This is a genomic window from Tritonibacter sp. SIMBA_163 (assembly GCF_046535935.1).
Lineage (GTDB): Bacteria > Pseudomonadota > Alphaproteobacteria > Rhodobacterales > Rhodobacteraceae > Epibacterium > Epibacterium scottomollicae.
In genome coordinates this window covers 1-321 of the sequence record NZ_JAWJBP010000221.1, presented here as the reverse complement: position 1 = coordinate 321, position 321 = coordinate 1, and the positions used below count along the sequence as shown (strand labels likewise).

Sequence of the window (321 nt, the reverse complement as noted above, 5' to 3'; positions counted from 1 at the left end):
GTTCGTCAACGCTTCAAAGATCGCTGCCACTACCGATACATCTTCTTTTCCGTAGTGAATAAGCTGATGGAAGGTGAGATACAGAAACTGATCGAAAGTGAAGAATGGATAGCGTATGCGATCTTTCTGTTGTTCATCGGTGATGGTGATGGCCCCGGTTTCCAAATGGCTTAATTTCCCCAACAGCCGCCCGATGCGGATAATGATGCCGTTCGCTGTATTCGGGTCATTGATACCCGGCGAAATCGCCCTCAACGCCACTTCCACCATCTTTTGTATGGCGAAGTCCAAATCCTGGTCGGTCGTCCGCTCGGTGCCGAT

At 50.2% G+C, this 321-nt stretch carries 1 protein-coding gene; it reads right to left on the bottom strand.

Going from position 1 to position 321, the window contains the following annotated elements; genetic code table 11:
• The coding region (locus R0J92_RS22170) for a DUF2254 family protein (protein WP_411053239.1) at positions 1–321 on the bottom strand (321 nt) is incomplete at both ends.